This is a genomic window from Lactobacillus kitasatonis DSM 16761 = JCM 1039 (genome assembly GCF_000615285.1).
Taxonomy (GTDB): Bacteria; Bacillota; Bacilli; order Lactobacillales; family Lactobacillaceae; genus Lactobacillus; species Lactobacillus kitasatonis.
The window spans coordinates 121,984-148,970 of the sequence record NZ_BALU01000001.1 but is presented as its reverse complement, the minus strand read 5'-3'; the positions used below and the strand labels follow the sequence as shown (position 1 = coordinate 148,970).

Here is a 26,987-nt window from a genome sequence, read left to right as displayed (position 1 = left end):
ACGTGATTCAAGATGTTATTAAGAAGATCGATGAGATAGCAGAACAAGAACCAGATCGTATTGTTTACGACTATCTTGGCAAAACTAATACATATGGTGACCTTAAGAAGCGTTCTAACGCTTGGGCACACAAGATTGCTAGCTTAGATATTTCAGATGATGCTCCAATTATGATTTGGGGTGGTCAAACCTTTGAAATGATCGCTAGTTTTTTAGGCTGTGTTAAAACTGGTCACGCTTATATTCCAATTGCTAGTTACTCAAACGCTGAACGTTTGACCATGATTCAAGATGTTTCAAAGTCACCATTGGTTTTGGAAATTGACCCATTGCCAGACGTTAATTTAGACAACGTTAAGGTACTTAAGGCTAGTGAAGTTGAAGATGGCGACTTCACTGTTGACGAAAGCAAATTTGTTGAAGGCGATGAAAACTACTACATCATCTTCACTTCAGGTACTACTGGTAAGCCTAAGGGTGTACAAATCAGTCACGATAACTTACTCAGCTTTGTAAACTGGGAGTTATCAGACTTTAATTTGCCAGAACACCCAAGTTTCTTGGCCCAAGCTCCATACTCATTCGACTTGTCAGTAATGAGTCTTTACCCTGCACTTGTTTCAGCAGGTAAGCTTGTTGTATTGCCACACGATGTAACGCAAAACTTTGGTCAATTGTTCCAAACTTTGCCAAAGATGCAATTTAATGTTTGGGTATCAACCCCGTCATTTGCACAAATGTGTTTCTTGGATAAGACTTTTGATTCTGAACATCACCCAGACCTTAGTCACTTCTTATTCTGTGGTGAAGAATTACCACACAGTGAAGCAGACATGCTTAAGAAGAGATTCCCAGAAAGCCATATCTTCAACACTTACGGTCCAACTGAAACTACAGTTGCCGTAACGCAAGTTGAAATTACTGACGACGTTCTTAAGAAGTACGACCGTTTACCAATTGGTAAGGTTAAGGAAGACACTAAGATCACTATTGATACTTCAAAGGGTGATAAGCCTGGCGAAGGTGAAATTATCATTAGCGGTCCTAGCGTTTCAAAGGGTTACATGAACAACCCTGAAAAAACTGAAGCAGCCTTCTTCCAAAAGGATGGCGACAAGTACCGTAGCTACCGCAGTGGGGATGCCGGATTCTTTGACGGCGACATGCTCTTCTATCGTGGTAGAATTGACTTCCAAATCAAGTTCAACGGTTACAGAATCGAACTTGAAGAAATCAACTTCTACTTGAGCAAGAACAAATACGTCCGTTATGGCGTTGCAGCACCAAAATACAATAAAGATCACACCGTTAAGCAAATTGTTGCGGAGATCGAATTGAAGCACGGCGTAGCGCGTCAATACTCAGAGGCCGCTTTAACTAAGGCTATTCGTGAAGATTTGGCTAAGAACATCATGCCATACATGCTTCCACAACGTTTTATCTACCAAGACAAGTTGCCTATTTCTCAAAACGGCAAGGTTGATATCAAGGCGGTTATTAAGGAGGTTAATAAGTAGTGAATTTTAATTTCATTAACTTACAACCTTACTCAAATCCGCAATACTTCGTTTACTTGATGATCGCTTTAATTCCAATCATTATTGGTCTTTATAACGGTCGTCGTCTCAAGATATATGAAGCAATTTTCTCAATTGTCTTCTTGTTCTTGATCTTTGATGGTAGTCACTGGCAACAAGGTGTGAACTTGATCGTTTGGTTGATTTACGAATTTGCTTTGACCTTTGCTTATCAGTATTATCGTCATCACGGTAAAAATAAGACTTGGGTTTTCAGTTTAACTGTAATTTTGGCAATCATACCATTAGCCGTAGTTAAATATTTGACCGCCTTTCCTGATAATTCAATTAACTTCGTGATCGGTTTCTTGGGTATTTCATATGTAACATTCAAGACTGTCCAAGTTATTATGGAAATGCGTGATGGGACAATCAAGAAGGTAGATCCTGTAACTTATGCAAGGTTCTTACTCTTCTTCCCAACCATTTCATCAGGTCCTATTGATAGATATCGCAGATTTAAGAAAGATTACGATAAAGTTCCTACAAGAGACGCATATATTACAGACTTACAATATGCTGTAAGATATTTGTTCCAAGGATTCTTATATAAATTCGTTATTGGTTGGTTCTTTGGTACTTACTGGCTTCCAAAAATCAGCACTGCTGCTTTAGCAGTAGGTAACGCAAACGGTGGTTTGAAGTTATCCTGGTGGTTGCTTGCTTATATGTACTGCTACAGTATGTATTTGTTCTTTGACTTCGCAGGTTACTCACTATTTGCGGTATCAATTTCATACTTCATGGGTATTCATACCCCAATGAACTTCAACAAGCCATTTATTTCCAAGAACATCAAAGACTTCTGGAACCGTTGGCACATGACGCTTTCATTCTGGTTCCGTGACTATATCTACATGCGATTCACTTTCTTTGCAATGAAGAATAAGTTGTTCAAGAATCGTATTAGATTGTCACAGGTATCATACTTCCTGTTATTCCTAATAATGGGATTCTGGCATGGTTTAACATGGTATTATATTGTGTATGGCTTATTCCATGCCACTGCTATCTGTGTCAACGATATGTGGCTAAGATTTAAGAGAAAACACAAGAAGCAAATTCCACATAACAAGTTCACTGAATGGTTCGCCATTTTCTTAACTTTCAACGTGGTATGTTTCAGTTTCTTGATTTTCTCAGGATTCCTTAGCCAATTATGGTTTGGCTGGAAGTAAAAAATAGAGTAGATTTTTTGAGAGGTATTAATTATGGACACTAAACAAGGCGTATTAGATATTTTGAATGATTTAACTGGTGAAGATTTATCAGACTCAATGGATGAAAACATCTTTGACAATGGTTTGATGGACTCAATGGCAAGTGTACAAATGCTTTTGAGCTTACAAGAAAAATTTGATATCGATGTTCCTGTATCAGAATTCAACCGTGCTGAATGGGACACTCCTAACAAAATTGTTGCAAAGGTGGAAAGCTTAGAAAATGAGTAATAAACGCCGGCTGTGGCAAATTTTTGGCCCAGTCCTTTGCGCTTTTATCCTTTTATTAGTTGTATTCCTTATTCCCTGGGAAAGAACTTTTTCTAAGCAAACTATCTACGAAGCTGCTGCTTCACAAAACACTACTGTCTTTAAGGGCAGCACAATGAAGCAAGAAGCATATGAAGATGGTTATGTACCTTTCTATGGTTCAAGTGAATTGTCTAGATTCGATCCACTTCACCCCAGTGTTATTGCAGAAAAGTACCACAGAAATTATCGTCCATTCTTACTTGGTGGACCAGGTAGTCAATCTTTGGCTCAATTCTTGGGGATGCAAGGTACAACTAAACAGCTTAAAAACAAGAAGGCTGTAGTGATCATTTCACCACAATGGTTCACTAAGAAGGGCCAAGATCCTAATGCCTTTGCTTTGTATTATTCACCACTTCAAGCATGTAACTTCTTGTTAAGTGCTAAGAATAATAAGACTGACCGTTATGCTGCACAACGTCTGCTTGATATGCCAGACGTAAAGGGTGAAATCAGAATTAGTCTTAAACAAATTGCTGCAGGTAAGAAGTTAACTGGCTTCGAAAGATTTTACTTAGAAAATCGCCGCAGAATGTTGGTTAACGAAGACAACTTCTTTAGTTCATTCCAATTGCGTGACCGTGTAAACAAGATCCGTAACAGAGCTAAGGTTTTGCCTAGTGCTTATTCTGTTGCTGCCTTGAACAAGGTTGCTGAAGAACAAGCTGCAGCACATACTACTTCAAACAACTTGGGAATCGACAATACTTTCTTTAGAACTCGTTTGCCTAAGAAGATATTGAAGAACCTCAAGGGCAGTCAACGTCACTTTAACTACGTAAAATCAGTTGAATACGCTGACTTCCAATTGATGCTTGAACAATTTGCTAAGCAACATACCAATGTGTTGTTCATCATTCCACCTATCAACGGTAAGTGGATGAAGTACACTGGTTTGTCCAGCAAGATGTACCAAGAATCAGTTGCTAAGATGGAACAACAATTAACCAGCCAAGGCTTTGAAAACATTGCTGATCTTTCAAGACGTGGTAATGAAAAGTACTTCATGCAAGATACTATTCACCTTGGTTGGAAAGGTTGGGTAGCTGTTGATCAAGCCGTTAGACCATTTATGAAATTGCCTAACGAGCGTTACAACTACGATATGTCTAACTACTATTACTCAAAGAAGTGGCAGAACAAGGACAATGTTAAGCGAGTAAATTTAACTAGCAAAGATCGTTTAAAAGTGAAGTAGTGCGACGGGCTATTAATAGATTAGGTATTAAGGGTTCCGTATTGGTAACAAGCAATATGAAGCCTGTGCTGAACTATGCAACAGACAATAGTACTGACACTAGCTACTTGATAAATTCAGTTCAAAAGTCAATGACCGCTGCGATGGTAATGCGTGAGGTGCAGAAAGGTAAGCTTAGCTTAAAAGATAAGCTTTCTAAGTATTATCCAAACGTATCTGGAGCACAGAAGGTTAGAATCAGCAATCTGCTGGATATGACTTCAGGACTTGATTTAGAGAAGGGCCAAGAGTTAGGCACAAAGAAGTTTATTTCTGACAAGGCTAATATTGACCATGATCAGAAATACACCGTGTTTGATGCTAAGGAGCTTGGCCAATGGCACTATACTTCAGTTAACTACATTTATCTCTGTGGTATTTTATCCAAGCTTGAACATAAGACTTACGAGCAATTGTTCCGTGAGACTTATATCGAGCCGCTTCACCTTAAGAGAACTGAGTTCTTATGGTCTAACATGTCCAAATTACGCGCCGTTAATTGGGTGCCTGGATATGAGATGAAAAAGGGCCGGTACGTAAAGGTAAAGCGTAAGACCGCAGTAAAGGATGTACATAATGAGTTAGGTGCTGGATCGATTGTAATGTCAAATGGCGATTTAGCTAAAACGATTGAATACATTCTACATGGCAAAATGTTAACCAAACGTAGCAAGCAGATCCTGTTTAAAGGAAAGGCTCCTACCTTCTATAATGGCGGCTTCTATAACTTAAAGAAGTATAAGGCAGCTAATGGTGCCGGCGAAGGTTATTACACCTTTATGCGTAGTACCAAGGATGGTAAGAACATGATTATCATTCAAGATAATCACACTACTACTGGTGAGTTTGGTAAGATTAAGAAAAAAGTAAATCGCATCATGTCAATCATGATGGAATTATAAAAAGAGGTCTGATTCCGATTTAATTCGGAGTCAGGCCTTTTTTGGTGGCATATAATTAAGTCAGATAATCAACTTTAGAAAGTGTAAAGTATCATGGAAAAGTTCATGCCTACAATCATAGGAATAGTATTAATTTTATGTGGTGTGTTGGAACTTTATCTGACTTATCGGCATTCTCAAAATATTAAAAAATTGAAGAATCAACCACCAACGGCTCCTTTTGCCATTTGGAGTGGATTAATATTTGGCCTATTTTTCATTGTAGGGCCTATCATTGCTATGGCTGGCGGTCTTAAAAATATGAATCAAATGGCGTCAATTGTTGGCGGTATTCTGTTCTGGATAGCAGCAATTTTCTCCTTAGCTAGGGCAGAAAAAATTAGAAAGAAACTTAAGGCGGAAAATAAACCATTATCCAGTTCACCCCAAGCGGTTGCGACGTATGTAATTGTAATTGCTGCCGCTATATCGGGCTTGATTGCAATTTTTTAGCAAAAAAAATTACAATATTTGCGATTAACGCCATATCGCTTGTTTTTTATTTTTTTGAATGCTAAAATCTTCATGTACCGCCGCTGATAGTAGTCATTTTCTCCGGTAGCGAAAATGTTATCTTCTATATGTGGTCAGAGGTGGCGGTCAACACTGTGTGAGCCTAGTTCCGTTGTTGGTGGAATTAGGCTTTTTTGATGCTATTTTTTCTGATAATTGTATATAATTGAAGAGTATATTTATAAAAAAGTTAGGAGAAATTTATGTCTACTACACGAAAGAAACTAAAGGATAGCGCTAAGCAAGTTCTTCGCGGTAATTGGCCTTGGGCTGTTGTAATCGCTTTGATTAATAGGTTAGTTGTATGGATTTTGACTTCAGGTGGTCACAAGCTTGATGGTTTTTATATGAATTACGATGGAAATAATGTATTTTTCCAATTCCTTAGCCCAATGGGTGGCATCTTAGCTTGGATTGCTGATTTTATTGCATTGAGTTTGGCAATTTCATTTTTGAACTTAAGAGATAACGCAGATACAAGTGAAGAGAAGCCATACATTGCTGCCTTCTCGGTTTTCACTGAAAACCGCTTTGGTCCAGAATGTATTAACTATGTTATGACCAGTATCTTCACTTTCTTGTGGAGCTTATTATTGATCATCCCAGGTATTATTAAGAGCTATTCATACGCAATGACGACATACATCGTTAGTGACATGGTAGCTAGTGGCAAGTCCGTTGGCGCTACCGATGGTATTAACGCCAGCAAGGAATTGATGAATGGCCACAAGATGGATTTATTTATCTTTGACTTAAGTTTCCTTGGCTGGTTTATTATTGGTAGTATTCCAGCCGGTATTGGTCTTTTATGGGTTATCCCATACTACCAAACTGCTAAGGCTAATTTCTACCGCAACTTAGCTGGTGACAGATACTTAAAATAAAAAATAAATTAAGCATGAAAAAACACCAGGTAAATTTCTTACCTGGTGTTTTTTGATTAGTCTTTATTAGTATTAGTAGAGGTTAGCTGCCTTAACGTAAGCATTCTTACCGATACGGTAGTACTTAACACCATTGATGGTCTTCTTCTTACCGTGGGTAGTAACAGTAGTGTTCTTCTTCAATGACTTACGGTTTAACTTGTGGTTACCGTTCTTGTCGTAAACGCGAGCAGTGTGCTTTACTACACGAGCCTTAGTTGACCTCTTAGTAGGAGCTTGAGAAACGGCGCTACCTGATGCAGTAAGTGGTAAAACGTTGATGTTACCATCTACATTAAGACCACGCCAGTTATCAGTAAATTGCCAAATTGAAACACCCTTCATTGATGGAAAGTAGCTGAAGTTTGGCTTGTCGATACGGCCAGCAACTGCGTATGAAGCAACCCATAAACTGTTAGGGAATTGGTTAACAACAGCGTTAGTATTGATATTGTTTCTCAAAACTGATGAACTTGCGTATAAAAGTGGCTTGTAGCCAGCTGCTTTAACTTGTTGCATGAAGGCAATGATTGCGTTAGCAGTAACGCCCTTACCCATGTTAATGTTGTTACCATCGCCAGATTCATAGTCACAAGCAAGGTATGAACCTGGTGCAAGACCTACGGCCTTAGCTGAAGCGACTGCGTAGTTTGCTTCGCGCTTAGCAGCAGCGCTGTTAGCACTGAAAGTAGCGAAGTGGTAGCCCATTGGCATCATGTTTTGTGCACGTGCACTAGCAACTTGTGCGCTTGCCTTTGTGTTTCTGTAGCTGGTACCTTCACTTACCTTAACTATGGCAAACTTAGCACCTGATCTTGCATGAGCTGAAAGATCAGCACTTTGGTAACTTGCAACGTCGATACCAAGTGAACGAGCAGCAACTGAAGTAGTTGAAGCTTGAACAGTCTTGGTTTGAGTATGTAAGGTGTTAACTGCGGCAACTGAAGTAGTTGATAATGCAGCAACAAGTGCTAATTTTGTAATAAATCTCTTCTTTAATGACAACTTTATTCCCCCGAATATTATTCTTTAATTGTTAGTCTAAATTTTATCTTCATAGAAACATTACAAGGATAATAAGAATAACGTACTGGGTCAAGAGAACTAACGGTAAAATAAACTAGAAGTAACATTATAGTAAATAATGTAATCAAATTGTATTATTTGAAGAAGAAAATAAGCTAAATTTTTTCTAAAAAAGTTCGGCTTTTATCCACTTTATTCCCAAAAAATCGAATTTCCACGTATAATTAAGAAGGCAATATTGAAACTAACGTAGATTTGAGGCTTTTCTGTTGAATAAAAAAATTTTATCCGGCTCTTTCTGGCTATCATTTGGTAGTATCGTATCTAGAATACTGGGAGTCGTTTATTTAATTCCGTGGTTAATCATGCTTGGCAGTTACCACAACCAATTAAACGCACAGGCTCTGTTCAATTCTTCATACACCCCATATGCGCTTTTTTTGTCTATTGGTACTGCAGGGCTTCCTTCAGTTATTGCCCGGGAAGTATCACAGTTAAATTCGCAAAATAGATACAAGGATAGTTTATATATTACTAAACTGGGACTGATCATCATGTTCGTCATGGGACTAGCCTGTGGTGTTTTGCTTTATGTAACGGCACCAATTATTGCTAAAAACAGTCCGGTAGATTCCGTTGCCAGTGCGACTATTTCCATTCGTGTATTGGTTCCAGCCGTAGTAATTTTGCCATCAATGAGTATGGTGAGAGGCTGGTTCCAGGGAAATAACGATATGAAGCCGTACGGAATTTCCCAATTATGGGAACAGTTCGCCAGAATCCTCTTTATCCTTTTATCTACGTTCTTAGTTATCGAAGTCTTTCACCATGATTATGTGACTGCCGTTTACTTTAGTGTATTCGGTGCCTGTGTCGGCGCTATTGCCAGTTATTTGTACCTCTTTGCGTATATGCGCAAGCAGTGGGGGCATTACAAGGGCCTAATCGATAAAAGCACTCCACGTGCCTTAAACAACGTCTCACGGAGTTTGCTTAATTTATGGTATGCCTCAATTCCATTTGTTTTGCTTGGCTCATTTATTACCGTTACGCAATTGGTCGATCAGCTTTTGTTCAAACAAATCTTAATTAGCTTCAACCATATGAGCACTAGCTACGTTAGTTACCTCTACACGATTTTCTCAGCTAACCCAAGTAAGATTACTACGGTAATTATTTCACTCGCTACAGCCGTTTCTGAGACGAGTCTGCCGCTTTTAGCTGGGCTTAGGTATAAATCCAAGGATAGCATCGAAAGCATCAGAAAACTGCTCTTAGAGAACTATAGACTACTTCTGTTTGTCCTTCTTCCGGTAGTCGCACTTGGAGCATTTGCATCATCGCCAGTTTATACAGTGCTATTTTCACATGATAGTCTTGGTGCATATTACCTTGTAGAAAATATCGTGCAGAGTCTACTTGCAGGATTGGTCATGAACTCACTGACTTTGCTCCTTGCTTTAAATATGAATAAATTAGCTGTGATTTACATGATGTGGGGCATCTTGGCAAAAATCATTTTGCAGGTGCCAATGACCTTCATGATGAGTGCAGACGGTGCGATCCTTTCAACTGATATTTCATTCTTGATCGTAATTTTGCTCAGCTACCACAAGTTAAATAAGACTTATGGCGTAAAGCTGAGAAGCTTAGTCCAATTATCGTTTCTAACGAAATTTATATTGTTTTGTTATTCGTTTACCAATTTCTTTTTGGCTATCGTTTCAATAATTTGGGCCGCATGGGCAGTTTTATCTACCTCGCAATTTTCGGTTTGGCATTCTTAGGCATTTATATTTTGATTGCCAACTGGATGGGAACGTCCGAAACAATCTTTGGCAAAAAGATTGGGTATCGCTATTACAGATACAAGCATTACCAATAAAATGAAAATTTAGCCACAAAAAAACCAACAAGAAATTGTTCTTGTCGGCTTTTTGTTTTGCTCTAGAAATTACGGTTGATGTCACCCATGCTGGAACGCATCGCTTCATCAATATATTTCGATGCTTCAATATCAGCTTCATTTAAAGCATCTTTAACATCCTTATAGTTCATTTGGTTAACAAGGTAGAATTTCAAAGCCTTGTTGATTAAGTCGCTAAATTCAACATCATGATTCTCGCTATATTTATCGATTAATTTACGAACATCACTGTTCATTTCAAAGTGTTTTCTTGCCATTTTTTTACTCCACCTTTTCTTATGGAAATAATTATAGCATAGTAGCCATTAATCGATAGATGACAAAGCATCTAGCATGTTGATGCGTTTGATCTTTTGGTGAACGACGATGGCCAATGCGGCCGTGATCATGGCAGGGATGAGGGCCGAGAAGACGAAGTTCATTGGATACATATTCGGATCAAACATTGCTACATCTGGCGGCAGACTCGTGATGATAAAGTGGTGCAGCCACCAACCAAAGCCGAAGCCTACGATGATGCCAAGACCAGACAAAATGATCGTTTCACGGTAGATGTACATAGTCGTTTCATTATCGTAGAAGCCTAGCACTTTAATCGTGGAGAGCTCACGGATTCTTTCAGCTACGTTAATGTTAGTCAAGTTGTAGATAACCACAACGGCTAGCATTCCTGAAATCAAAATGAAGATAACTTCGTTCAAACTACCTGTGAAGCTACCTAGCAATCTTCTGCTGGCGGAACTGGAAATCACTGTTTCAATTGCAGCAGACTTAACCAGCTTACGACCGACGCGATTGATGAAAGTAGAAGAGTGTTTTCTCATGGTGACCAAATATGCATTAGTAGCATATTTTTTGCCAGTAGCTTTTTCATATTCTTGTTGATTCATGAAAATGTAGTGCCCTAGGTACATTTCACAAATGCCGTTGACTTTGAAGTGGCATGTTTTTAAGAGAAATGGTCGAACCGCTGCTGGCAATGTGCTTGGTTAATTGTTGGTACTGGATTGCATTAGACTGCTTAATATTTTTTTCTTTTAGCAGATTATCTAATTTATTTTGTTCTTTCTTTGTGACATTACTGCTTTTTAACGCAATTATGTCATTTTTTTGAATATCAGAATACTGAATGCCGCCAATGCCTTGCAGCGAATCGCGGATACCGAAGCCCATTACTAAAAGTCCGGTACAACCGGCAACACCAATGATGGTCATAAGCATTCTGCTCTTATAGCGGAAAATGTTGCACGCAGTAACTTTAGCCGAAAAGCTCATGTGGTTCCATAGCCAACTCCAATATTCCAGCAAGATTCTTGAACCATTTTTTAGTGGTTTTGGTAAAAGCAAAGCAGATGGTTGCTCACGTAGCGTCTGGTGCAAGGTAAAAATTGAAATCACGGTGGTAGAAATCAATGCAACCAATAGGGAAATGAGTAGTGGACCCCAGGCAAAATTAATCTCATAACCGGTACCTAGCGTAGAAGGGGCTAAATAGGCCTTGATGATGAGATCGGGTAGGAACGTGTAACCCCAAAGCTGGCACCCAAAATAACGCCTAAGATTGCAGCTGAGGTGCTATAGAGCAAAAATTTAATAGCAATGGCACCATTGCTGTAGCCAAGTGCTTTTAGCGTCCCAATATTTGTCCGTTCTTCTTTGACAAAGCGCATCATGGTAGTCCAACTGACAAAGGCTGCTACGGCGAAGAGAAAGCCAGGGAAGACATTAGCGAGGACTTCGACACGTTCTGAATCAGCACGGTTCTTGTTTAAAGCAGTTTGCAGCTTGCCTTGATCGTGGTAGACGCGGTTACGGTAAGTTACGCTAAATGGGCTCAAATTCCGGGTATTTTTAAACGTTACACGTGAAACTTGGTACACAGGAGAAGCAAATGCACTTGGAGTAGTAACTGCAATCCAATTAAACTACCGTTGCCAATGTTAGTTTGTCCAATTTGATTCTTGTCCAAAAACTCGCTTGCTTTGACAAAGTCAACAATTTTAAAAGTTTTATTCTTTAAAATACCAGGCTTAGTAAAAGTGATTTTTTGTCCGATGCGATATTTTTGCCCGCAACGATAACATCACCACTGCTATTAGGCTCCATGCCGCCTAAAATGTTAAGCAAAGTAGATTTGCCGGCACCAGATGAGCCAAGGATGATGACTAATTCTCCTTTGGCGACAGAGAAGGTGATATCTTTGTTGGCATGGATTTGCGTATCGCCGGATTGATAAATTTGGGTATTATTTTTAAGTTCAATGTAAGCCATGATTATCATCTTTCTAGCATAATTGTATAATGTCGTTATAACTTTATTTAAACATAATTGTAAGCGCTATATAAAGGGAAATACTATGGTAGATAAGTTAGCAAATTTGCTATTAACAATAAGAAGATTATCGATCTTCAGAGTCTTTCAGCGAACGCTGGTTATACTGATGCCGATCGCAATTATTGGTGCATACTTTCAACTTATGCGAAATGCTGTTTTTTCACCAGATAGCTTTATTTATAATATTTTGAATTTTGATGAAACTATGCCAGACGATATTTGGTATACTGGTGCTTTTATCAGCAGCGGAATGGTGCGAGCTGCTTTTGGGCTATTTGGCTTATATGCAGCATATTTTTCGGCAAGATATACGGCGCGTTTATATAAGAAAGATTCCACTTCGGCCGGTATGACCGCCGTTATTGTAATTATGTTCTGTGCCTATGCTAATAATTTGGGCGACACAACCGGTAATCGCTCGCCGTTTTCTGCCAGTATTTTAAAAGTAAATGCTATGTTGCTGGCTTTGCTGATAGGGTATGTTGTTGGCCAGATTTTTCACTGGTTAGGTAAAGATCATGAGCTGATTGAGTTTGAACATACTAGCCGCATTCGAAAAAGGGCGTGGGATGCGCTATTACCAGCGTCAGTATCGATCTTCGGCGGTCTGATTTTAGGTGTTTCAATTTATGAACTGCAAATCAGAATTATGAGTTCGGATACTTTTAAGACCTTGGTAGCGCAGGTGGAAAATTCAAATAATTTATTTAAAATTATCCTACTATTGATAGTAGTAATGTTCCTAAGCTGGATTGGTATTGGCTATCCACTGAATGCTTTGTCTAATTCAGCCGTTAATACTGCCGCAATGGCAAATTTGAATTATGCTTTAAAACATGGCAGCGCTGGGACGTTCCCCACAAATTCCTGGGTAGTTCGTTAGTTTATCCATATGCTTGGATGGGCGGAGCCAGTGTTGGTCTTGCTTTGATAGTAATTATTCTGCTTGTACGTGAAAATAAGCAAAATGAGAATATTGCCAAAATTAACTTATTGCCGGTAGTCTTTAACTCTAATTGGGGCTTCATGGTAGGGATGCCGATTATTTTGAATCCAGTTTTGTTTTTACCATTTATTATTATTCCCGTGGTCAATGTTTTATTAGCTTCAGCGGCAATTGCACTGCATATTATTGCTCCATGCGTGTATCCAGTGCTAAGAGGGACGCCAGGTATCTTAATTTCATTTTTTGGCTCTAACGGGAACTGGGTTAATTTAGTATTTTCAATCTTGCTATTTATATTGGATATCGTGATGCTTATCCCAATTGGCTCATTGGGCCAAAGAATCGAGAAAGGTCTGAGAGAACGTGAACAAAAGAATGAGTAAAAATCCCAACCTAAAATGGTTAATCCTAACTTTATTGCTGGTTATTCTTTTAGCTATTCCGGGCTACTCTTGGATGAAAAAAGATAACTGGGCTCGAGCACAAAGGCAAAAGTCCGTGTTATCACCAGTTATTATGGTGCCAGGCTCAAGTGCTACCACGGAACGATTCAATCAATTAGTTAGGCAACTGAATAGCAAAACAGCAACTAAGCATAGTGTGTTAAAGATTAAGGTTTCAACAAAAGGCACATTGTCTTATTCCGGTGCCATTGATAAAGATGATAATGAACCAATTATTGTAGTAGGTTTTCAAAATAATCATGACGGCTATAGCAACATCAAAAAGCAAGCAGGATGGCTTGATCAGGCTTTTTACACATTGACGCAAAATTATCATTTCAATAATTTCAAGGCATTTGGTCACTCAAATGGCGGTCTGATTTGGACATATTGGCTGGAGCATTACTATTCTAGTTATGCTAATGAAATCAAAATGAAGCGCCTGATGACGTTGGGGACGCCATATAATTTTAGTGAAAGCAATTTGAAGTACAGAACGCAAATGCTTGAAGACTTTATCAAGAATAAAAATAAGTTGCCAAAGAATTTGGTTGTTTATTCTTTATCCGGTGGTAAAAGCTATGAATCCGACGGAATTGTGCCGGAAGCAAGTGTTGCAGCCGGAAAGTATATTTTCCAAAATCAGGTAAAGAGCTACACGGCCATGACAGTTACCGGTTCGGAAGCCGATCACTCGGACCTGCCACAGAATGAACAGGTTGTGCGCTTGATCAAACAATATTTACTAGAAAAGAAGAATAAAAACTTGCGGCCCCCTAGACAAGCTAATAAGAAAAGACAATAATGTAGGTGTCATGAAATAAGAGCTTTTTTCTTATTATCCTGTGGATAAGTCTCTTTGGAAGTCCAACAAAAATTAGTGATAAACTGATTATCTTAAGAAAATCTTTATAATTTGTGAAGTGCAATAAACGCTGGTATAACAACGCTTATTGCACTTTTTATTTTATAAATCACAAAAAATAAATAAACTGTGGAAAACTCACTAAAAAAACTTGCATTCTGTGGATAACCTGCTATACTAATAAATGTAACAAGTTAGCACTCAAAGACGTCGAGTGCTAAAAGACTTAAATTTATTTATAGGGAGTGTTTGCATATATGGCATACTTTGACAATGATTTTGACAACTTATTTAACGAATTGAACAGCTCATTCTTTAATGACGACTTCGGCAAGAAAAGTGGCAACTCAGGTTCAATTCCAATTAACTACTCAAGCAACATGGGAGCAACCCCACAAACTATTCAACAAAATCCTCAAAAGCAAAATGAAAAAACAATTGGTGAAGATTTAGTTGAAAAAGCAAAGAACAACAAATTCGACCCAGTTATCGGTCGTGATGAACAAATCGATAACGTAATCGAAATTTTATCAAGACGTAAGAAGAACAATCCAGTTTTAATTGGACCTGCTGGTGTTGGTAAAACCTCTATCGTAGAAGGCTTGGCTGAAAGAATTGCTTCTGGCAACATTCCAGCTAAGATGGCAAACATGCACATTATTTCAGTAAATATTAACGACATGGTTGCTGGTTCAAGCCTTCGTGGTAGCTTTGAAGAGAGACTTAAGAAAGTTATCGACAAAGCTAAGAGTGATCCTAACATTGTTTTATTCATCGACGAATTACACAACATTGTAGGTGCAGGTTCTACTGATTCAGAAAACAACAACGGTGACGCTGCTAACATCTTGAAGCCAGCTCTTGCAAGCGGTGACTTGAAGTTAATCGGTGCTACTACTACAAGCGAATTCCAAAGAATTGAAAAAGACCCAGCATTATCACGTAGATTCCAAGCTGTACAAGTTCCAGAACCTACTACTGATGTAGCTGTTAAGATTTTGGAAGGCTTGAAGAAGAAATACGAGGACTACCACCACGTAAAATACACTGACGACAGCCTTAAATTAGCCGTTGAATTATCAGAAAGATACATTCAAGGTCGTTACTTACCAGACAAGGCCATCGACTTGATGGATGAAGCTGGTGCTAAGAAAGCTTTGCTTGTACAACCAACTGATGAAAAGAGCTTGAAGAATCAAATCAATGCTCTTGAAGCTAGGAAGGTGGAAGCTGCTAAGGCTGAAGACTACGACAAGGCTTCAGAAATTAAGAACAAGATTGCTGACCTTGAAAAGCAACTTAAGAACGTAGACACTAAGAATACTCCAGAAGTAACTGAGAAAGACATCTACGAAATTATTGAGCAAAAGACTAAGATTCCTATGAGCGAACTCCACGCTGACGAAGCTCAAAAGAACTTAGACCTTGCTAAGAAGTTAAAGCAAAACGTTATTGACCAAGACAGAGCAATCGATGTAATTACTGACGCTATTGCTCGTAAGCAAATCTTTAAAGACAGCGATCGTCCTACTGGTTCATTCTTACTTACTGGTCCTACTGGTGTTGGTAAGACTGAACTTGCTAAGCAATTAGCTATCCAATTATTTGGTAACAAAGACCACTTAATCCGTTTGGATATGAGTGAATACCAAGACGAGATGGCTGTTAACAAGTTAATCGGTTCAGCTCCTGGTTACGTTGCTACGGTGAAGGTGGTCAATTAACTGAAAAAGTTCGTCACCAACCATACTCATTGATCTTGTTCGATGAAATTGAAAAGGCCAACCCACAAGTCTTCAACGCACTTCTCCAAATTATGGACGATGGTCGTTTGACTGACGCACAAGGCAGAACCGTTTCATTCAAAGACACTATCTTGATTATGACTTCAAACGCAGGCTTCTCAGACAAGCTTCTTGAAGACGGCAAGGTTGACCAAGACAAGTTAATCTCAGCTCTTGAAAACTACTTCAGACCTGAATTCTTGAACCGTTTGGACGCAATCGTTCCATTCAACTCACTTACTGAACAAGACATGGGCAAGATCATCAACATTTACTTGAAGAAGATGTCCCACGTACTTGCTAAGAAGGGTGTAACTGTTGAAGTTTCAGACAAAGCTAAGGCATTCTTGGCAGAAAAGGGTTACGACAAGAAGTTCGGTGCTCGTCCACTTAGAAGAGTTGTTGAACAAAACCTTGAAACTTCAGCTGCTAAGTTGATCTTAAGAGAACCTGACACTAAGAAGGTTGAATTTACTGCTGACGACAAGCACTTGTACTTGAACGGCAAAGCAATCTTCGACATTTCTCCAAAGATTGAAGAAAAGGTTAAGGAAGACGAAGCTAAGGCTGACGACAAAAAAGAAGACTAATTAGTAGTTAATTATTAAAAGGATATTTCCCCGGGAATATCCTTTTTTTGTATCACGGCTTTTTTGCTAAATTTTGTGTTTAGCTGTATTCTAAGTAAAAAAACTATTGGAGATTTATATGGCTAAACAAAAAGAAGAAAATGAATCATGGGGCAGATTTGTCCTTGATGTAGTAATTATTTGGGCCGTGTTAATGGGAATCTTTTTCTTGCTCTTCCGCTTTGTCTTGAGCAACGATACAGTTTCCGGCCCATCAATGGAACCGAGTTTTGAAAACGGACAACGTTTAATTTCTGTGCGTCATGCCGCAATTAAACGTGGTGAAGTAGTAATCGTTAAGGCACCGGATGAACCAGGTGCTTTGTATATTAAGCGTGTGATCGGTCTTCCTGGCGAAAAGATCGTCAGCAAGAACAATCAAATTTATATCAATGGCAAGAAGTTGGCTCAACCATGGCTGACTCAAGGCCGGAAGATGGAAGACACTGCAACTGATACTAGCTTTGCAGCTACGCAAAACTTCACAATGAAGTCACTTGCTAGATCACGCCAATTTGCGCAATACTACACCAAGTCGCAATTAACGTATATTAATCAACAAAACCGTATTCCTAAAGGAACCTACTTCGTAATGGGTGACCACCGAAGTGTTTCAAAGGATAGTCGTTATATCGGTACGATCAAGCGTAAGAACATTGTGGGTGTCGTTAAGCTAAGATACTGGCCATTCAATCAATTCAAAGTATATTAAACTGAAAGGATATTTCTTCGGAAATATCCTTTTTGTTATAATGAAAGTAATACAATTCGAGTAAAGAGATAGGAATATGAATAAGAAAACATTTGATTTAATTATCAAAATAATATTGTCAGTTTTGGCCATTGCATCAGGAATCCTAGCTTTCATTTTGCGCTGGCCAAGTTATTCAGCTGTTGAAGCAGCCATTTTTGGAATTGCATATTTTATTGCGGCTATTTCGTTTTGGTTTGCGGATAAAAAATATTGGGTTCGAGTAGTGATGATTGTAGCTTTGATGGTTACGATTTTCTTTACGCTTGCCCAAGCTCTATCAGGAATGCCACTGGGTATAGGACAAATTAATAGCGCACTTTATTCACTATTTATGGTTCTACTTGCTTCGCCTGCGATTCTGGGCCTAATCTACTTTAACTTAGAGATGGATCACAACAACATGGAACTGTTACTAGTGTTTATGCGTATCGTGCTCAGCCTGGAAGTAGGACTTATTGCATTTATGTTGATCATTATGCTAGAAACAAGTGGCGCATCAATTTGGGCTTTGCCACTTTGGAGACAATATGTCTTTGTTTATGGAATCTTGCTTCTGGTAGTTTTAGACATCGTTTACGCGGTGATCAATTGGTTGAAGTTTTATCGCGGTAAAGTGGCCTGGATTACTACCGCTTTGATGGTGCTTGAGATCATTGTTTGCTTCCCAATGATGGGAGTACTAGATGTAAGTGCAATCGTCTTTGGCTTGGTAGCGATCGCAATTCTGATTTTTACTGCTTACTTGAACAATCATGCCAAAAAAGAATTGCGCAAAAAGTAAGATGGCTTTATAATTCAAAACAAAAAGAATTTTGATGGAGCGTCCGTTTCATTGTCGGTCGCTCCTTTTTTCTACTTAGGTAAGGTGACACTGTGAATGAGAGTAAAAAGTTAAAACGGGGACTGAAAAGCCGTCATGTAACAATGATCGCAATAGGGGGCGTCATTGGTACAGGCTTATTCTAAGGGGCAGGTTCGGCCATTCACAGTGCCGGATCCTCGATTATTTTGTCGTATTTGATCGTCGGGATTATCACGTTCTTTATGATGCGTGCGTTAGGCGAATTGATTTTAGCCGATCCCAACAGCCACTCATTTTTGGAATCGATTAAAAAGTATTTAGGTAAGCGTGCCGAATTTTTAGCAGGCTGAACCTATTGGGCCTGCTGGCTTAGTTTGGCCATGGCCGATTTGACCGCTACAGGGATCTATCTGCGTTACTGGTTTCCATGGCTGCCGCAATGGGTCGGATCACTGGTCATCGTCGTTTTATTAATGCTAATTAACATGGTTAATGTCGGTCTATTTGGGGAGCTTGAAAGCTGGTTCTCCATGATCAAAGTGATCGCTATCGTTGCACTAATCGTTACGGGTGCTGTGATGATCGTGCTGCAAACCAAGGTTAAGGGCGGCACCGCAGCTGATCCGCATAAAGATATTCCAATGAATGCTTTAATGACTTCATCAACGATTTTATTTGTAGTGGTAATATTGAACTATGTCATGCCAGCTAAGATCTTCGATGTGGTCTCGACAGTTTCTACCATCTGTTTCGTTATCGTTTGGATCATGATCATGGCTGCGCATGTTGTGTACCGTAGACAAAATAAGGACAACCTCGGTGAATTTAGAATGCCTGGTTATCCTTTGACTAGCTGGGTCACAATTGTATTTTATGTTGCAATTTTAATTTTGCTGTTCTTTATTGAATCAACAAAATTGGCTTTAATTATTTCGATTATTTTTATCGTAATTTTGGCGATTAGTTATAGTTTTATCAAGAAGAATGAAAGTATTTCCTAGGTGATTTTTTGCAGATGCTAAGAAGGGGAGTTGTGTATGGCGAAGAAAGCACCTGAATTAAAGCGGTCGATGACGGCCGGACAAATGGAAATGATCTCGCTCGGGGGAGCGATCGGAGTGGGTCTATTTATGGGATCAGCTTCAACTATTAAGTGGACTGGCCCATCAGTACTGCTTGCTTACATGTTTGTAGGATTGATTTTATATATCGTAATGCGAGCTCTGGGAGAAATGCTCTATGTTGATCCTGGTACCGGATCTTTTGCGGATTATGCATCAGCACACGTGCATCCAATTGCTGGATATTTGGCAGAATGGGCAAATGTCTTTCAATATATCGTCGTAGGTATTTCAGAAGTTGTTGCGACTACGGAATACTTACGTTTCTGGTGGCCAGGAACAAGTGACTGGATCGCTGGTGTGGTTATAATTTTGTTCTTGTTATTAGCTAATTTGGCTAGTGCTAGGGCTTATGCAACGCTGGAATTCTGGTTTGCGATGATTAAAGTAGTTACGATCATTTTGATGATTGTATTGGGCTTTATGGTCATCTTATTTGGCTTCGGTAATGGCGGTCATCCAGTTGGCTTTTCAAACTTATGGAGTCACGGCGGCTTTTTCACTGGCGGAGTTAAAGGCTTTATTTTCTCAATGGCCATTATCGTTGGCTCTTACCAAGGAATCGAATTAGTTGGGATTTCTGCTGGTGAAGTAGCCAATCCTCAAGAAGCAATCGTGAAAAGTGTTAAGTCTGTTTTATGGCGTATTTTAATCTTCTATGTGGGTGCTATTTTTGTCATTGTGACAATTTATCCATGGAATGAACTTGGAAGCATTGGTTCACCATTTGTTAATACGTTTGCCAAAGTAGGAATTACGGCTGCGGCTTCAGTAATTAACTTTGTTGTATTAACTGCAGCCTTATCAGGTGCCAACTCAGGTATTTATTCTTCAAGTCGAATGCTTTATAAACTAGCTCATGAAGGTGAAGCACCTAAGACATTTAAGTATGTTTCAAAGAGAATTGTTCCAAGTCATGCCATTATTGGGATTACGTCAGGAATTTTCATCGGCTTTATGTTGAATGTGATTATTCAATTCTTTAATAAATCCTTGGCAAATGTCTTCGTCGTTGTATATAGTTCCTCAGTTTTACCAGGAATGGTGGCATGGTTCGTTATCTTGCTTGCAGAATTAAGATTTAGACGTAAGAATCCGCATTTAATGGAAAAGCATCCATTTAAATTGCCACTATATCCATATTCGAATTACTTTGCTTTGCTCATATTAACTTTAATCGTAATCTTCATGTTCATTAATCCGGAGACACGTGTTTCAGTTACAGTTGGTGCCATTGTTTTGATCGTGGCAGCTGTAGTTTATGTAATTAAGCATCGTAAAAAGGCTAAATAGACATCAAAATTTAGAATAAGTCAAACTTATAAGTCCAATTACAAATAGTGATTGGACTTTTTTGTTAGATTAATTATAATATTAATCACATATAAAAAGTAAGTGAGGAGGAGTACAGTATGAACAAACCAATTATTGGAATCTCTGGTTCCGTAATTATAGACAATGGAGGTATTTTCCCAGGCTATCATCGTAGCTATGTCAACGAGGACTACGTTGATTCAGTAGTGCAAAATGGTGGTGTACCTTATATCATTCCATTCACTGAAGACGAAGAGGTAATTAGGGAACAACTTAACCATGTACAAGGTTTAATCCTTTCTGGTGGCCACGACGTTGATCCACATGGTTACGGTGAAGAACCTTTACAAAAAATTGGCGCAACTTGGCCAGAGCGTGATCACTTTGATATGCGCTTGCTTAAATTGGCCGAAGAAAATGGAATTCCGGTTCTTGGTATTTGTCGTGGCGTTCAAATCATTAACGTTGCGCACGGCGGCACGCTTTATCAAGATCTTTCTTACCGCAAGGAATTAACTTTGAAGCATATGCAAGGCCATACGCCAGATTTACCAACTCACGGAATGAAAGTTAAGCCAGATAGTAAACTTGCTGAAATTTTAGGTAAGACTGAATTTCAAGTTAATTCTTTCCACCATCAATTGATTAAGGATATTGCACCAGATTTAATTGCTTCTGCTGTAGCTCCAGATGGTGTTGTTGAAGGATTAGAAAACAAAAAAGGTAACGTAATTGCGGTTCAATGGCATCCGGAAATGCTGCACCGTAATCCTAAAGTTGCCTTCATGAATAATTTATTCAAATTTGTAATTGAGAATGCAAAATAGGGAGAGAAAACATTAAATGAATGAGAAAACAGGAGATAAATTAGGCTTCTGGTCAATCGTCTTGTTAGCCATTAACGCCATCATCGGTTCAGGTATTTTCTTGACACCAGGTAGCGTGGTTCAACAAGCCGGTTCTAAAGCACTAATTGTTTACTTTATTGCTGCAATCTTTGCCGCAATTTTGGCAGTTTCTTTTGCGGCTGCATCAAAATATGTATCTAAGTCAGGTGCCGCTTATGCCTATTCTAAGGCCGCTTTTGGTGACAAGGTAGGCTTTTACATGGGTGTACTCCGTTACTTTTCAGCCAGCGTTGCATGGGGCGTAATGGCTGTCGGAGTTATCAAGTCAACCATTTCCATCTTTGGTGGCGATCCAAATAAGGCATTGAACGTAACGATTGGATTCTTGATCTTGATGGCAATCATTACAATCATCAACTTGTTTGGTCAACGTGTATTAAAGTGGGTTATGAACTTAGCCACTATTGGTAAGCTTGCAGCCTTAGTTTTGATCATTATTGCCGGGGTAATATTGTTAATTACCACTGGTGCTTCAAGCAACTTGTCAGAAGTTGATCAAATTACTCAAAACGGTCAAAAGATCGTATCTACTTTAACCACTACTACTTTCGTTATGGCTATCGTTTCAGCCTTTTATGCCTTTACCGGTTTTGAATCAGTAGCTTCAGGTTCTGAAGATATGAAGGATCCAGAAAAGAACTTGCCACGTGCCATTCCTTTGGCAATTTTAATTATTGCGGCGGTTTACATCGGCGTTGTAGCGGTAGCTATGGTGCTTAATCCAAAGGCTCTTATGACTACAAAGCAAGTAGTTGCTATTGCTGCAATTTTCAATAATGAGATTTTGCGTGACGTGATCTTAGTTGGTGCACTTGTTTCTATGTTTGGTATCAACGTAGCATCCAGTTTTAACGCACCACGTATTTTGGAAGCAATGGCTCGTGAAGGTCAAATGTCAAAGGCTCTTACTAAGAGAACTAAAAATAACTTTCCAATTAGAACCTTCTTTATCTCAGTTGGTTTGGCAATTTTAATTCCAATGGCCTTTGAATACAACATGGTTAACTTGATCACTTTAAGTGCGATGGTTAGATTCTTGGGCTTCATCGTTGTGCCAATTGCGGTTATCCAATTCTACCGTGGCAAGACCAAGGAAGAAATTTTAAAGGCTAACAAGAATATCTGGACTGACGTTGTTGTGCCAATTTTATCAATTGTGATTGTTGCCTTCTTGCTTGTCGAATACAACTGGAAAGCCCAATTCGGTGTAGCTAATGCGGCAGGTCAAATTGTTGGCGTTAACTGGTATGCCATCGCAATGATGGTCTTCGGCTTCGTAATTTTGCCATTGATCATGTCTTGGATTTCAAGAAGCGAACGGAAATAATTGAGTAAAAAATAAAAGTGCATCAGCTGATGCACTTTTTTTATTGCGTTTTTTAAAGTACATGAATGTGGTCTGCTTCACACTTTTCAACCATGTCTTTTGGCCAGATGCTTGCTTGTACTTCGCCGATGTGGGCTTTACCAAGTAAAAGCATGCAGAGACGTGATTGACCAATACCACCACCGATAGTGTATGGTAATTCACCCTTTAGAAGCATTTGGTGGAATGGCAACTTAGCACGTTCTTCGCAGTGTGCCTTCTTGAGTTGTTCGCGTAAGCTTTCTTCACTAACACGAATACCCATTGAAGAAATTTCAAGTTTCTTTTGTAAAGGTTCATACCAGAAGATTAAGTCACCATTTAATTGCCAATCATCGTAGTCAGGTGCACGGCCGTCATGTGGCTTACCGCTACGCTTTAATTTATCACCGATCTTCATGATGAAGACTGCCTTTTCTTCCTTAGCAATCTTGTCTTCACGTTCTTCTGGTGAAAGTTCAGGCCAGCGGTCTTCCAATTCTTGAGTAGTAATGAATGAAACGTGATCGCCTAAACGGTAAGTAGAACCAGGGTAACGAGCTGAAACTAATTTTTCAGTTTCTTTGATTGCCTTGAAGACCTTGTTAACAGTAATTTCCAAAGTATCAGTGTTACGTTCTTCCTTGCGGATGATCTTTTCCCAATCCCACTGGTCAACGTAGATTGAGTGGAAGTTGTCAAGGTCTTCATCACGACGAATGGCGTTCATGTTAGTGTAGAGACCTTCATGCGTACCGAAGCCGTATCTCTTAAGAGCTAATCTCTTCCATTTAGCAAGAGAGTGAACAACTTCGATTGTATCGTCTTTTGGCATAGCCTTCATGTCAAAAGCTACAGGACGTTCAACACCGTTTAAGTTGTCGTTTAAACCAGTGTTTTTCTCAACGAACATTGGTGCAGACATTCTTTGTACGCCTAAAATAGAAGCAAGCTTGTCTTGGAAAGTTTCACGAATGTAAACAATTGCGGCTTCGGTATCACGAACAGTTAAGGTTGGATGATAATCTTTAGGTAAAATAAGTTCCATAAAAATCCTCTTTCTGAAAATAACTTCTTTATTTAGTTGAGAGTAAAGAAAAAGCCCTTCGCTCCCCAGTTGTTAGGGACGAAAGGCTTTTTCCGCGGTACCACCCATGTTGTCTATAAATAGACCTCCTCATGAAGCACTATCATGCTCCACCGGCGTGGTAACGTACCGGAGACGTCTCAACCTACTATAAGAATTGTTAGTTCGGTGAGCTGCTAAAAGTGTTTTTCAATAATCCAGGGTCTATTAGTTTCGCACTAGCACTAATTCACTGGAAAGAATTAGATTATTTACTCGTCTTTTTCATAGCTTTTTAATTTATTTATATGTATTTAACAATATTTCAAACAAAAAAGCAAGAAAAATTTGTGCTATGATAGTTGAGAAAACGTTTTACTTATAGATATAAAAGATATTCATAAATTTAGAGGATAAGAATGTTAGGTTTTTCAGTTTATCTCGCACATGATTTAACTTCCGAGGATTACAATTATTTATTAGCGATGCGAAATAGTGGCTTCAAGTGTGTATTTACGCAGCTTGAAGCGGCAGATACCGATAGTGAAACTATTTTAAAGAGATTAGCTAATTTAACTGATTGGTGTCAAAAATTAGATTTAAAAATTATAGCAGATGTTTCAGAACCAATTCTGCAGAATTTAGATATTAATGTTAATAGTGTTCAACAAATTGAAAGCTTGAATTTGACAGGCATTCGGGTAGATGAGGCTTTTCAATCGAAATGATCGCCAAGCTTTCTAAAGAGATTCCGGTAGTACTTAATGCTAGCACTATTACGCAGGACGATATTGATAATTTAAAATACAGCAATGCTAATTTTGAAAAGCTGACTGCAGGCCATAACTTCTACCCACGGCCTGAAACTGGGCTTGAAGCACACTGGATGCATGAGAAAAATAAGTGGCTGCACAAATACGATTTAAAGACCGCGGCCTTTATTGCAGGGAATGGCAAGTTGCGTGGTCCAATCTTTGCTGGATTGCCAACGCTTGAAAAGCAAAGATATGAGAATCCATTGGCTGCAATTTTGGAATTAAAGCGATATGATTGTGACTACATTTTTGTAGGGGATCCGCAATTAACTAGGGATGCAATCGAGACAATCACTAATTACGAAAAAGAAGACGCAATTACGCTTCATTTGGATACTGAAATTCCAGAATTATTTGAAAATGAATGGCATAATAGATCTGATGTAGCTCGTGATGTTGTTAGATTAAAAGAGAGTAGGGAAAAGAGAATTTTGCCTACTGAGCCTCAAGACAATATTTATGCACGACCAAAGGGTAGCGTGACTATCGATAATAACTTATATCAGCGCTATGAAGGCGAGATTCAGATTACTAAGCGTGATTTACCATGTGACCAAAAAGTTAACGTCTTAGGGCAAGTTAAGACGTACGATTTAGCTCTGCTTGATTATATCGGCTCGAATACACGCGTAATCTTTAGAAAATCAGCCAAGCAGGATTAAAACAGAAGAATAAAAACAAAAAAGAAGTATTTCCTAGGAAATACTTCTTTTAATATTATCGGGAAAACAGGATTCGAACCTGCGACCCCCTGGTCCCAAACCAGGTGCTCTACCAAACTGAGCCATTTCCCGTTTTTAAGTGCGCCCTGAAGGATTTGAACCTTCAACCTTCTGATTCGTAGTCAGACACTCTATCCAGTTGCGCTAAGGGCGCGTCTTTTCTTTCAACTCAATTAGTATAACACAAATACGATTGATGTCCAATTATTTTGGAAAAAATATAAAAAAAGCCTAGTTACTGTCTACCCTCCAGTAACTAGACCTATACTATTCTATCGAAAAAATGGCAATAAAACTATACTATCTCAAAATTATTAACAAGAAAATAATGAAATTGTAAAGAAAGCGATTAGTATTCGCTTATCTATCACCATCAAAAATATTGTCTTTAACAATAACGTAGTCGACTAATTTAATAGAATTAAGATCGCGACCACCTGCGTAAGAAATTGATGATTGTAAATCTTCTTGCATTTCACGCAGAGTATCTTTAATTGAGCCGCGGAATGGTACTAACATTTGTTTACCTTCCACGTTTTTGTAAGCACCTTTTTGTACTTCTGAAGCTGAACCCCAGTATTGCTTATAAGTCTTGCCGTCAATCTTAATGACGTTACCTGGAGATTCTTGGTGTCCTGCAAGCATTGAACCAATCATTACCATTGTAGCGCCGAAACGAACTGACTTCGCAATATCACCGTTATGACGAATACCACCGTCTGCGATAAGTGGCTTAGAAGCAACCTTACTACACATACGAAGTGCAGCAAGTTGCCAACCACCAGTACCAAAACCAGTCTTAAGTTTAGTGATACATGCACGACCTGGGCCAACACCAACTTTAGTGGCATCTGCACCAGCATTTTCGAGTTCACGAACAGCTTCTGGTGTAGCAATGTTACCAGCAGTTAAAAATGAATCAGGCAATTTTTCTTTAATGTACTTGATCATTTTGATTACATAAACTGAATGACCATGTGCCACATCAATAGTGATGTATTCAGGCTTAAGGTTTTGCTTAACTAATTCATCGATAAAATCATATTCGCTGTCTTTAATACCAACTGAAATAGAAGCAAAGAGGCCTTTCTTGTGCATCATCTTAATGAAAGGAATTCTCTTTTCTGGTTGGAAACGGTGCATAACGTAGTAATAGCCGTTTTCTGCTAGCCAAACGGCTAAATCATCATTAATGACGCTTTCCATGTTAGCTGGGACAACCGGTATTTTAAATGTTCGGTTTCCGAACTTAACGCTGGTATCCGCGTCACGACGGCTTTTGATGATTCCCTTATTAGGAATAAGTTGGATATCATCATAATCAAAGGCTTCCATACTAAAATAATTACTCAATTTAATTTGCTCCCTTAATGATAGTGCTTTACCAAACGAGAACTACTATATGGGATGAAATTCGATTTGTCAATATAGAAATCGAACTATGAAAGAAAATGAAAATAAAA

Annotated in this window: 17 protein-coding genes, 2 tRNA genes, 7 pseudogenes and 1 other annotated feature; of the genes and pseudogenes, 18 read left to right on the top strand and 8 right to left on the bottom strand. The window is 38.9% G+C overall.

The window, feature by feature from the left end; genetic code table 11:
* Window positions 1-2 precede the first annotated feature (2 nt).
* The 7 genes from dltA (at window position 3) to JCM1039_RS00800 (ending at window position 6,684) form a co-directional block, all read left to right on the top strand.
* The gene (gene dltA / locus JCM1039_RS00830; RefSeq protein WP_025014251.1) at window positions 3-1,517 is read left to right on the top strand and encodes a D-alanine--poly(phosphoribitol) ligase subunit DltA; all 1,515 of its coding nucleotides are present in this window, start codon (window positions 3-5) and stop codon (window positions 1,515-1,517) included.
* Window positions 1,517-2,755: a D-alanyl-lipoteichoic acid biosynthesis protein DltB gene (gene dltB, locus JCM1039_RS00825; protein ID WP_025014250.1), complete on the top strand. Its 1,239-nt coding sequence runs from the start codon at window positions 1,517-1,519 to the stop codon at window positions 2,753-2,755. Before dltA ends, dltB begins: the two co-directional genes overlap by 1 nt.
* A 33-nt stretch (window positions 2,756-2,788) precedes the next feature.
* Complete coding sequence (gene dltC / locus JCM1039_RS00820; protein ID WP_025014249.1) at window positions 2,789-3,028, top strand: D-alanine--poly(phosphoribitol) ligase subunit DltC; 240 nt, start codon at window positions 2,789-2,791, stop codon at window positions 3,026-3,028.
* The gene (gene dltD, locus JCM1039_RS00815; RefSeq protein ID WP_025014248.1) at window positions 3,021-4,307 is read left to right on the top strand and encodes a D-alanyl-lipoteichoic acid biosynthesis protein DltD; all 1,287 of its coding nucleotides are present in this window, start codon (window positions 3,021-3,023) and stop codon (window positions 4,305-4,307) included. Before dltC ends, dltD begins: the two co-directional genes overlap by 8 nt.
* Window positions 4,307-5,248, top strand: a complete 942-nt coding sequence (locus tag JCM1039_RS00810; RefSeq protein ID WP_025014247.1) for a serine hydrolase domain-containing protein — start codon at window positions 4,307-4,309, stop codon at window positions 5,246-5,248. The genes dltD and JCM1039_RS00810 overlap by 1 nt, the downstream gene beginning before the upstream one ends.
* A 93-nt stretch (window positions 5,249-5,341) precedes the next feature.
* The gene (locus JCM1039_RS00805) at window positions 5,342-5,740 is read left to right on the top strand and encodes a hypothetical protein (protein ID WP_025014246.1); all 399 of its coding nucleotides are present in this window, start codon (window positions 5,342-5,344) and stop codon (window positions 5,738-5,740) included.
* A gap of 263 nt (window positions 5,741-6,003) precedes the next feature.
* On the top strand, window positions 6,004-6,684 hold the full coding sequence (locus JCM1039_RS00800) for a DUF975 family protein (protein WP_025014245.1): 681 nt from the start codon (window positions 6,004-6,006) through the stop codon (window positions 6,682-6,684).
* Between the two features lie 72 nt (window positions 6,685-6,756).
* Here JCM1039_RS00800 and JCM1039_RS00795 read toward each other — a convergent pair whose 3' ends face one another.
* Window positions 6,757-7,728, bottom strand: a complete 972-nt coding sequence (locus tag JCM1039_RS00795; RefSeq protein WP_025014244.1) for a GH25 family lysozyme — start codon at window positions 7,726-7,728, stop codon at window positions 6,757-6,759.
* Window positions 7,729-8,018: 290 nt separating this feature from the next.
* On the opposite strand from JCM1039_RS00795, the pseudogene JCM1039_RS10145 reads away from it, so the two are divergent.
* Window positions 8,019-9,634: pseudogene (locus JCM1039_RS10145) on the top strand (putative polysaccharide biosynthesis protein).
* A gap of 62 nt (window positions 9,635-9,696) precedes the next feature.
* On the opposite strand, the gene JCM1039_RS00785 reads toward JCM1039_RS10145, so the two are convergent.
* The 3 genes and pseudogenes from JCM1039_RS00785 to JCM1039_RS00765 form a co-directional block, all read right to left on the bottom strand.
* Window positions 9,697-9,933 carry a hypothetical protein gene (locus JCM1039_RS00785; RefSeq protein ID WP_025014243.1) on the bottom strand — a complete coding sequence of 79 codons (237 nt, stop codon included), beginning with the start codon at window positions 9,931-9,933 and terminating at the stop codon, window positions 9,697-9,699.
* Window positions 9,934-9,981: 48 nt separating this feature from the next.
* A pseudogene (locus tag JCM1039_RS12910) lies at window positions 9,982-11,756 on the bottom strand (ABC transporter permease); the annotation flags it as partial.
* A pseudogene (locus JCM1039_RS00765) lies at window positions 11,732-11,947 on the bottom strand (ATP-binding cassette domain-containing protein); the annotation flags it as partial. The pseudogenes JCM1039_RS12910 and JCM1039_RS00765, both read right to left, overlap by 25 nt.
* A gap of 85 nt (window positions 11,948-12,032) precedes the next feature.
* On the opposite strand from JCM1039_RS00765, the pseudogene JCM1039_RS10135 reads away from it, so the two are divergent.
* The 9 genes and pseudogenes from JCM1039_RS10135 to JCM1039_RS00720 all read left to right on the top strand — a co-directional run bounded on the left by JCM1039_RS10135 (window position 12,033) and on the right by JCM1039_RS00720 (window position 22,903).
* Window positions 12,033-13,339: pseudogene (locus tag JCM1039_RS10135) on the top strand (PTS transporter subunit EIIC).
* On the top strand, window positions 13,332-14,204 hold the full coding sequence (locus JCM1039_RS00755) for an alpha/beta hydrolase (protein ID WP_034532844.1): 873 nt from the start codon (window positions 13,332-13,334) through the stop codon (window positions 14,202-14,204). Before JCM1039_RS10135 ends, JCM1039_RS00755 begins: the two are co-directional and overlap by 8 nt.
* Before the next feature lie 317 nt (window positions 14,205-14,521).
* Window positions 14,522-16,638, top strand: a pseudogene (locus tag JCM1039_RS10130) (ATP-dependent Clp protease ATP-binding subunit).
* Between the two features lie 118 nt (window positions 16,639-16,756).
* Window positions 16,757-17,389 (top strand): signal peptidase I, encoded by a 633-nt coding sequence (lepB, locus tag JCM1039_RS00745; protein ID WP_025014237.1) that lies wholly within the window; start codon window positions 16,757-16,759, stop codon window positions 17,387-17,389.
* 76 nt (window positions 17,390-17,465) lie between these two features.
* Window positions 17,466-18,212 carry a hypothetical protein gene (locus JCM1039_RS00740; protein ID WP_025014236.1) on the top strand — a complete coding sequence of 249 codons (747 nt, stop codon included), beginning with the start codon at window positions 17,466-17,468 and terminating at the stop codon, window positions 18,210-18,212.
* A 200-nt stretch (window positions 18,213-18,412) separates the two neighbouring features.
* A pseudogene (locus JCM1039_RS10125) lies at window positions 18,413-19,234 on the top strand (amino acid permease).
* Window positions 19,235-19,270: 36 nt separating this feature from the next.
* Window positions 19,271-20,647 (top strand): amino acid permease, encoded by a 1,377-nt coding sequence (locus JCM1039_RS00730; RefSeq protein ID WP_025014235.1) that lies wholly within the window; start codon window positions 19,271-19,273, stop codon window positions 20,645-20,647.
* A 119-nt stretch (window positions 20,648-20,766) separates the two neighbouring features.
* On the top strand, window positions 20,767-21,495 hold the full coding sequence (locus JCM1039_RS00725) for a gamma-glutamyl-gamma-aminobutyrate hydrolase family protein (RefSeq protein WP_025014234.1): 729 nt from the start codon (window positions 20,767-20,769) through the stop codon (window positions 21,493-21,495).
* 16 nt (window positions 21,496-21,511) lie between these two features.
* Window positions 21,512-22,903 carry an APC family permease gene (locus JCM1039_RS00720; protein WP_025014233.1) on the top strand — a complete coding sequence of 464 codons (1,392 nt, stop codon included), beginning with the start codon at window positions 21,512-21,514 and terminating at the stop codon, window positions 22,901-22,903.
* A 52-nt stretch (window positions 22,904-22,955) separates the two neighbouring features.
* Here the strand turns inward: JCM1039_RS00720 and asnA are convergent, their stop codons facing one another.
* Complete coding sequence (gene asnA / locus JCM1039_RS00715; protein ID WP_025014232.1) at window positions 22,956-23,969, bottom strand: aspartate--ammonia ligase; 1,014 nt, start codon at window positions 23,967-23,969, stop codon at window positions 22,956-22,958.
* 71 nt (window positions 23,970-24,040) lie between these two features.
* Window positions 24,041-24,285: a binding site (T-box leader), on the bottom strand.
* 121 nt (window positions 24,286-24,406) lie between these two features.
* Between asnA and JCM1039_RS10120 the strand changes: the two are divergent.
* Window positions 24,407-25,464, top strand: a pseudogene (locus tag JCM1039_RS10120) (DUF871 domain-containing protein).
* Window positions 25,465-25,522: 58 nt separating this feature from the next.
* On the opposite strand, the gene JCM1039_RS00705 reads toward JCM1039_RS10120, so the two are convergent.
* The 3 genes from JCM1039_RS00705 to JCM1039_RS00695 all read right to left on the bottom strand — a co-directional run bounded on the left by JCM1039_RS00705 (window position 25,523) and on the right by JCM1039_RS00695 (window position 26,877).
* Window positions 25,523-25,596, bottom strand: a tRNA-Pro gene (locus tag JCM1039_RS00705).
* A gap of 8 nt (window positions 25,597-25,604) precedes the next feature.
* Window positions 25,605-25,678 (bottom strand) — tRNA-Arg (locus JCM1039_RS00700).
* Window positions 25,679-25,884: 206 nt separating this feature from the next.
* The gene (locus JCM1039_RS00695) at window positions 25,885-26,877 is read right to left on the bottom strand and encodes a GMP reductase (RefSeq protein ID WP_025014231.1); all 993 of its coding nucleotides are present in this window, start codon (window positions 26,875-26,877) and stop codon (window positions 25,885-25,887) included.
* Window positions 26,878-26,987 lie beyond the last annotated feature (110 nt).